At 72.3% G+C, this 6,171-nt stretch carries 6 protein-coding genes and 1 pseudogene; 3 read left to right on the top strand and 4 right to left on the bottom strand.

Going from position 1 to position 6,171, the window contains the following annotated elements:
- The first annotated feature begins 119 nt into the window (after positions 1 to 119).
- Positions 120 to 347 carry a hypothetical protein gene (locus GH736_RS15265; RefSeq protein WP_203230796.1) on the top strand — a complete coding sequence of 76 codons (228 nt, stop codon included), beginning with the start codon at positions 120 to 122 and terminating at the stop codon, positions 345 to 347.
- 41 nt (positions 348 to 388) lie between these two features.
- A complete protein-coding gene (locus GH736_RS25110) occupies positions 389 to 1,270 on the top strand; it encodes a helix-turn-helix transcriptional regulator (RefSeq protein ID WP_159604833.1) in 882 nt (293 codons plus the stop codon).
- 9 nt (positions 1,271 to 1,279) lie between these two features.
- Here the strand turns inward: GH736_RS25110 and GH736_RS15255 are convergent, their stop codons facing one another.
- From GH736_RS15255 to GH736_RS15240, 4 genes are all read right to left on the bottom strand, one after another.
- A complete protein-coding gene (locus tag GH736_RS15255) occupies positions 1,280 to 1,939 on the bottom strand; it encodes a DNA alkylation repair protein (protein ID WP_159604838.1) in 660 nt (219 codons plus the stop codon).
- A gap of 131 nt (positions 1,940 to 2,070) precedes the next feature.
- Entirely contained in the window at positions 2,071 to 3,273 is a 1,203-nt protein-coding gene (locus GH736_RS15250; protein ID WP_203230795.1) for an MFS transporter, read from the bottom strand.
- A 105-nt stretch (positions 3,274 to 3,378) separates the two neighbouring features.
- Complete coding sequence (locus GH736_RS15245) at positions 3,379 to 4,173, bottom strand: polyprenol monophosphomannose synthase (RefSeq protein WP_159604831.1); 795 nt, start codon at positions 4,171 to 4,173, stop codon at positions 3,379 to 3,381.
- Positions 4,174 to 4,264: 91 nt separating this feature from the next.
- Positions 4,265 to 5,782, bottom strand: a complete 1,518-nt coding sequence (locus GH736_RS15240; protein ID WP_159604829.1) for a peptide MFS transporter — start codon at positions 5,780 to 5,782, stop codon at positions 4,265 to 4,267.
- Positions 5,783 to 5,883: 101 nt separating this feature from the next.
- Between GH736_RS15240 and GH736_RS15235 the strand changes: the two are divergent.
- Positions 5,884 to 6,171, top strand: a pseudogene (locus GH736_RS15235) (hypothetical protein); the annotation flags it as partial.

Genomic DNA, 6,171 nt, shown 5'->3' with positions numbered 1-6,171 from the left:
GATCGATGATCGGGTAGGTCTTCGGACCGTCGGAGTGCTCGATGACCCCCCGGCGCATCCAGTCGGGGGCGTGCTCGGCGAGGTTCTTCTCGAAGAACACCTGCCCCGGGGCATCCGTCGTGCCGACCCTCGACCCGGCCGTCGTCGTCGTCGGCGGGTACTGGTCGCAGTTCGTCGGCGACATCGACACCGCCTACCGCTCCAACCGCCCGACCATCGGCGGCGGGGCGCTCGAGCCGATCCCGAGCATCGTCGCCGCGCGGGTCGGGCCCGACGCCGGCTTCCTCGGTGCCCGTCGTCGCGCCCGCGACCGCCTCATCGCCCAGCCGCTCCTGCTCGCCGGCTGACCCGGGGGAATGATTCTCCGCCCCGCGGGCTTGCACCACTCATGAGTGCGACCGACGCCGGGCCGGTGCCCGTCGGGTTCGTCGATCCCCAGCACGGGATCGACGCGGTGCTGCGGCGCCTGCACTGGAGCGTGCGCGAGTTCGGGCACGACGTGCTCGAGGCCGGCGCGGTGCGCCATGACGACGGCCGCGGCATCCGCTTCCACTACGTCGCGACCGGCGCCGTGGAAGTGCGCCGAGCAGGCGTCGACCCGCTCGGGATGCAGGCGGGCGACTTCGTGCTGCTCCCGCACGGCGGCGTCGTCGCCGTGCATGCCGAACGGGAGACGCGGCTGCTCAGCGGCGCGCTCGCCCTCGAAGGCGCCGACGCCATCGACCCGCGGGTGATGCCCGACGTGCTGTTCACCTGCGGGTTCCGCGTCGACGAGCCGATCTTCGCCTCGCTCCTCGAGACGATGCACCGCGAGGCGTCGGCGGACCGCCCCGGCAGCGGCTCGGTGATCGAGCGACTCGCCGACGTCGTGGCCTCCGCCGCCGTGCGCATCTGGCTCGAACGTGGATGCGGCGACGCCCGCGACTGGCTCGCCGCCCCGCCCGACCCGCATCTCGGTCGGGCGCTCGCGGCGATCCACGACGACCCGGGCTCACCATGGACCGTCGAGTCGCTGGCACGACTCGCGCGCGCGTCCCGCTCGCAGTTCGCCGAGCAGTTCCGCGACGCTGTGGGCGACACCCCGGCCCGCTACCTCACGCGCGTGCGCATGGAGCACGCCGAGCGGATGCTGCGCGCCGGCGTTCCCGTGACCGACATCGCCTATCGGCTGGGCTACGAGAGCGACGCGGGGTTCAGCCGGGCGTTCCGCCGCCACGCCGGGATCGCGCCGAGCCGCTGGCGCCGTGACACGGTGGCGACGGTCGCCTAGGGCGCACGCCTACGAGGCGGTCCCGGCGGCGCCGTCCTGCCGGCGCACGATCTCGGCGATCCAGATCGGCGCGAACGGCGACGTGCACCCGGGCGGCGTGGGGTAGTCCTTGAGCACCTCGAGCCGCTCGCCGATGCCGATCGCCCGCGCGCGGTACTCGGGGTGGTGGATGCCGATGGCGGCGAGGCACTCGTTCATGGCCCACTGCAGGCGATCGGGCGCGTCCTTCATCCGCGCCTCGATGAGGTCGAGCAGCGCCGGCAGGTCGAGGCCGTCGGGGTCCTTCGCGATCCGGTCGCTCGTCAGCGTCCATCCGGCGCTCGCGACGACCGGATCGGGGTCGGCGAACCAGGCGGCGCGAAGCTCCTCGACGTGCGGGTTCTTCTTGACGACGTAGCTGATGAGCCAGTCGTGCACCTTGGGCACGCGTGCGTCGCGGAGCATGCCGTCGAGCTCCGGCGCCGTGTACGCCCTGGGCCGACCGATGAGGATGGCGACGAGACGAGCAGGCGTGTCCTCGGTCTTCCAGAGCTCGGCGGCCAACTCGGGCTGCGTGCCGAGGCGCTTGGCCACCCCGCGGAGCTTGGTGAGGTTCACCCCGTGGTCGTCGCCGTGGCGCTCGTTCACGGCACGCATCTTCGGATCCTCGAGGGCGGCGAGGTCGGCCATGACCTGGCCGACGCCGGCCTCGGGTGCCGTCTGTAGCGCCACGACGATCTCCTCTGCTTCGCTGCCCGTCCCCGGCTCCCAGCATAGGAGCGGGGTCGGACGGCGGGGAGGTCGGCAGCCAGGGCCCTCCGCTACACGCGCCGGCGAGCGGAGCTGAGCACTCCCGCCCCGATCACCGCGGCGACGCCTCCGCCGAGGAACGCGGCCTGCACGCCCACGGAGTCGATGAGCAGGCCGCCGACGGCCGCGCCGATCGTGATGGCGATCTGGAACGCCGCGACCACGAGGCCTCCGGCGCTCTCGAGCCGTTGGGGCGCGACGTGCGCCATCCAGGTCTGCACCATCGTCGGCACGGCGCCGAACCCGAGGCCCCACACGAACACGGTGAGGAAGGCGAGCGGCAGGCTGGAGCCGAGCAGGGCGAAGACGACCGTACCCGTGCCGATCGCGACGGGCGCGGCGATCACCAGCACGGGCAGCCGACGATCGGCGAGCGGACCCGCGACGGCGTTGCCCACGAAGCTGGCGATGCCGTAGACGAGGAGCAGGACCGCGAGGAGCTCTGGCGTGAGTCCGTTGACGCCCTCGAACGCCGGACGCAGGTAGGTGAAGCCCATGAAGTGGCCGCCCGCGATGAGCACGATGGCGAGGATGCCGGTGGCGACCACGGGCATGCGCGCCGTCTGCAGCAGTGTGCGGAAGCCGGGGGCGCCGCTCGGCGGGATGGAGGGCAGCGTGGCCAGCTGCGCGGCGAGGGTCACGAGTCCGGCCGCCGCGGCGAGCAGGAACACCGCCCGCCATCCGAGCAGCTCGCCGAAGTACGCGCCCGCGGGCACGGCGGCGATCGTGGCGAGCGAGACCCCGGCGTTCACGATCGTCATGGCGCGTCCGAGCCGGTCGGCCGGCACCAGCTGCGCGGTGACCGCGAGCGACATCGCCCAGAAGCCCGAGAGCGCGAGGCCCAGCAGCAGGCGCGACGCGAGCATCAGGCCGAACGCCGGCGAGAGGGCGACGAGCACGTTCGACAGGATCGCGAGCGTCGTGAGACCCGTCATGACCCACCGCCGGTCGACGCGGGGCAGGGCCGACACGATGAGCGGGCCGCCGACGATGCCGCTGATGCTCGTCGCGGTGACCAGCTGGCCCGCCGCGCCCTCGGAGATGCCGAGGTCGGCCGCGATCGGCGACAGCAGGCTGGCCGGCAGGAACTCGCTCGTCACGAGCGTGAAGATGCCGAGCCCGAGCGAGACCACGGCGAGCCAGGCCATCCTGGGCAGTCGGCCGGCCATGGCCTGCGTGGGCTGCACCGGCGTCGACAGCGTGTTCGTTGACATGGGACTCCTTCAGGTTCACGTCCCAGCCTCGCGCGCGGCATCCGCTCGCACCCGACCGATCGTCGCCGTGACCCGACCGTTCCTCCGGAACCGACGCTCGCGCGGTCAGGCCCGGGTGCGCCCGGCCGCCGACCCGCTGCCGCCGGCCGCGGACGACTTCGGTCGACGCGGGCCGAACAACGACCGCACGCCCCACACGGTAACGCGCGCCATCGCCTCGAGCACGATCACCGGATTCATCTTGGAGTGGCCGCGCACGCGCTCGACGAAGGTCACGGGCACCTCCACGACGATGAGTCCGACCTCGCGGGCGTGCCAGAGCATGTCGACCTGGAAGCCGTAGCCGCGTGTGTGCACGTCCTCGAGGCGAATGCGCCGCAGCCCCTCCGCGCGGAACGCCCGGTAGCCCGCGGTCGCGTCTCGGGTGTCGAGCCGCAGCACCATGCGGGCGTACGCACTCCCCCACTTCGACAACAGCTCCCGATGACGCGGCCAGTTCTCGATGGAACCACCCGGCACCCACCGCGAGCCGATCACGAGGTCGGCACGCCGGCCCGCGGCATCCGTGCGGTCGAGCGCGTCGAGCAGGCGGGGCAGCTGTTCGGGCAGGTGCGAGCCGTCGGCGTCGAGCTGCACGATGGGGTCGTACCCGCGCTCGAGCGCCCAGCCGAACGCCGCGAGGTACGCCGCCCCCAGGCCGTCCTTCGAGGCGCGGTGCAGCACGGACACCGCCGCGTCGGTCGCCGCGAGCTCGTCGGCGAGCTCCCCGGTGCCGTCGGGCGACGAGTCGTCGACCACGAGCACGGATGCCGCGGGCACCGCCGCGCGCACCCGAGTCACCGTGTCGGCGAGGTTCTCGCGTTCGTTGTAGGTCGGTATCACGACGAGTGTGCCGGCCATTCGCTCCCTCACTCGCGCAGGCGTGTCCGCGCTATCGTAGCCGCCCACGGCGTGGGGTGCCGCGTCGCGGCAGGCCTCAGCGCTCGGTGCCTCAGCGCACGCCGGCCATGAGGCGCAGCACGGGCTTGCGACCGAACCAGAGCGCCGCACCCAGCACGACCGCGATGCCGCCGAGGACCGCGAAGTACGTGGCCTGGTTCACCACCGTGTAGAGCTGGGCGAGCACGCCCGCGATCGAGGTGCCGAGCGCCACCGACAGGAAGAAGAGGGCGACCATCTGGGTGTGGAACACCCCCGGCGCAAGCTTCGTGGCGACCGACAGCCCGACGGGCGAGAGCAGCAGCTCCGCGACGGTGAACACGAGCAGGATCAGCACCATCCAGAGCAGCGGCGTGGAGCTGGGACCGCCGTCGGCGAACGGCAGGAACAGCAGGAACGCGAGGCCCATCAGCACGGTGCCGAGCGCGAACTTCACGGGCGTCGACGGCTGGCGTTCGCCCAGCTTCGTCCACATGGCGGCGAACACGCCCGAGAGCACGATGATGAAGATCGGGTTGATCGACTGCACCCACGGCACCGGCATCACCCATCCGAAGATGCTGCGGTCGAGTTGCTCGTCGGAGTAGATGGTGAGCACGGTGAACTGCTGCTGGTAGAGCGACCAGAACGCGACGCTCGCGATGAAGAGCGGGATGAACGCGAAGACGCGGCTGCGCTCGACCGAGGTGATGCGGCTGCTGCGCAGGATGACCACGAAGTACGAGATCGTGGCGACGATCGTGGCACCCACCACCCACGTCGCGATGTTTGCGGCGTTCAGCAGGCCCGTCAGCACCAGCACGACGATCAGGAGGACGCCGGCGACGGCGACGCCGATCATGAGGCCCCGTCGCGAGCGCGGGAGCGGATTCGGCACGACGGATGCCACGGCCGGCAGCCCCTTGCGCCCGAACGCGTACTGCGTGAGCCCGATGGCCATGCCGATCGCCGCGACGGCGAAGCCCCAGTGGAATCCCCAGGTGTCCTGCACGAGCCCGGTGATCAGCGGGCCGAGGAAGGCGCCGAGGTTGATGCCGAGGTAGAACAGCGAGAACCCGGCGTCGCGCCGGGGGTCGTGCTCCGAGTAGAGCGTGCCGACGACGCTCGTGGCGTTCGCCTTGAGCCCACCCGAGCCGAACGCGACCAGCACGAGGCCCACGCCGACGCCGAGGAACCCGGGCAGCAGGGCGAGCGCGATGTGCCCGCACATGATCACGATGGCGCTGAAGAAGAGCACCCGCTCGGAGCCGAGGAGGCGGTCGGCGATCCACGCGCCGAGGATCGTGGAGAGGTAGACGGCCCCGCCGTAGGCGCCGACGATGCCCGCCGCGACCGCCTGGTCGACGCCGAGGCCGCCATCGGACAGCGAGTAGTACAGGTACAGCAGCAGGATCCCCTGCATGCCGTAGAAGCTGAACCGCTCCCACATCTCGACGCCGAAGATGTGCACGAGCGGCCGTGGCTGCCCGAAGAATCCGTGGTCCCCCGAGGTGTCCCGCTCGGCCTCGTCGGTGACGACCGGCTCGCCTGGCGCGCGCTCCCCCGGGGCAGGTTCGATGCCGCTGCCCATGGGGGGAAGGCTACTCCTCCCCGAGCGGATGCCGCGAGCGGAGCGGCGACCACGGGCAGCTGCACTTGCCACGGTGCCGGCGGCGATGGTGGACTGGCGCCATGCCGGCCGGGACGACCACGATCGGGATCGTGCGCCTCGCGTGGGGCGAACCCGGCTCGTTCGACCGCGCACGTGCCGAGCGGCTGCTCGGACCGGCCGAGCGCGAGCGCGCCGCGAGCATCGTCGCGCCCGGACGACGCGACCGGTTCCTGCTGGGGCGCCTGCTCGCGCGCGACCTCGCCGCCGCAGCCGGCGGTGTCCGCGCCGAGGACGTCACCGTGACGGCCGTGTGCGAGCGATGCGGCGGCGAGCACGGGCGACCGCGGCTGCGCTGGCCGGATGCCGCG

The sequence above is a fragment of the Agromyces humi genome (assembly GCF_009720255.1).
In the GTDB taxonomy this organism is placed as follows: domain Bacteria; phylum Actinomycetota; class Actinomycetes; order Actinomycetales; family Microbacteriaceae; genus Agromyces; species Agromyces humi.
This window is presented reverse-complemented; position numbering and strand designations above follow the sequence as displayed.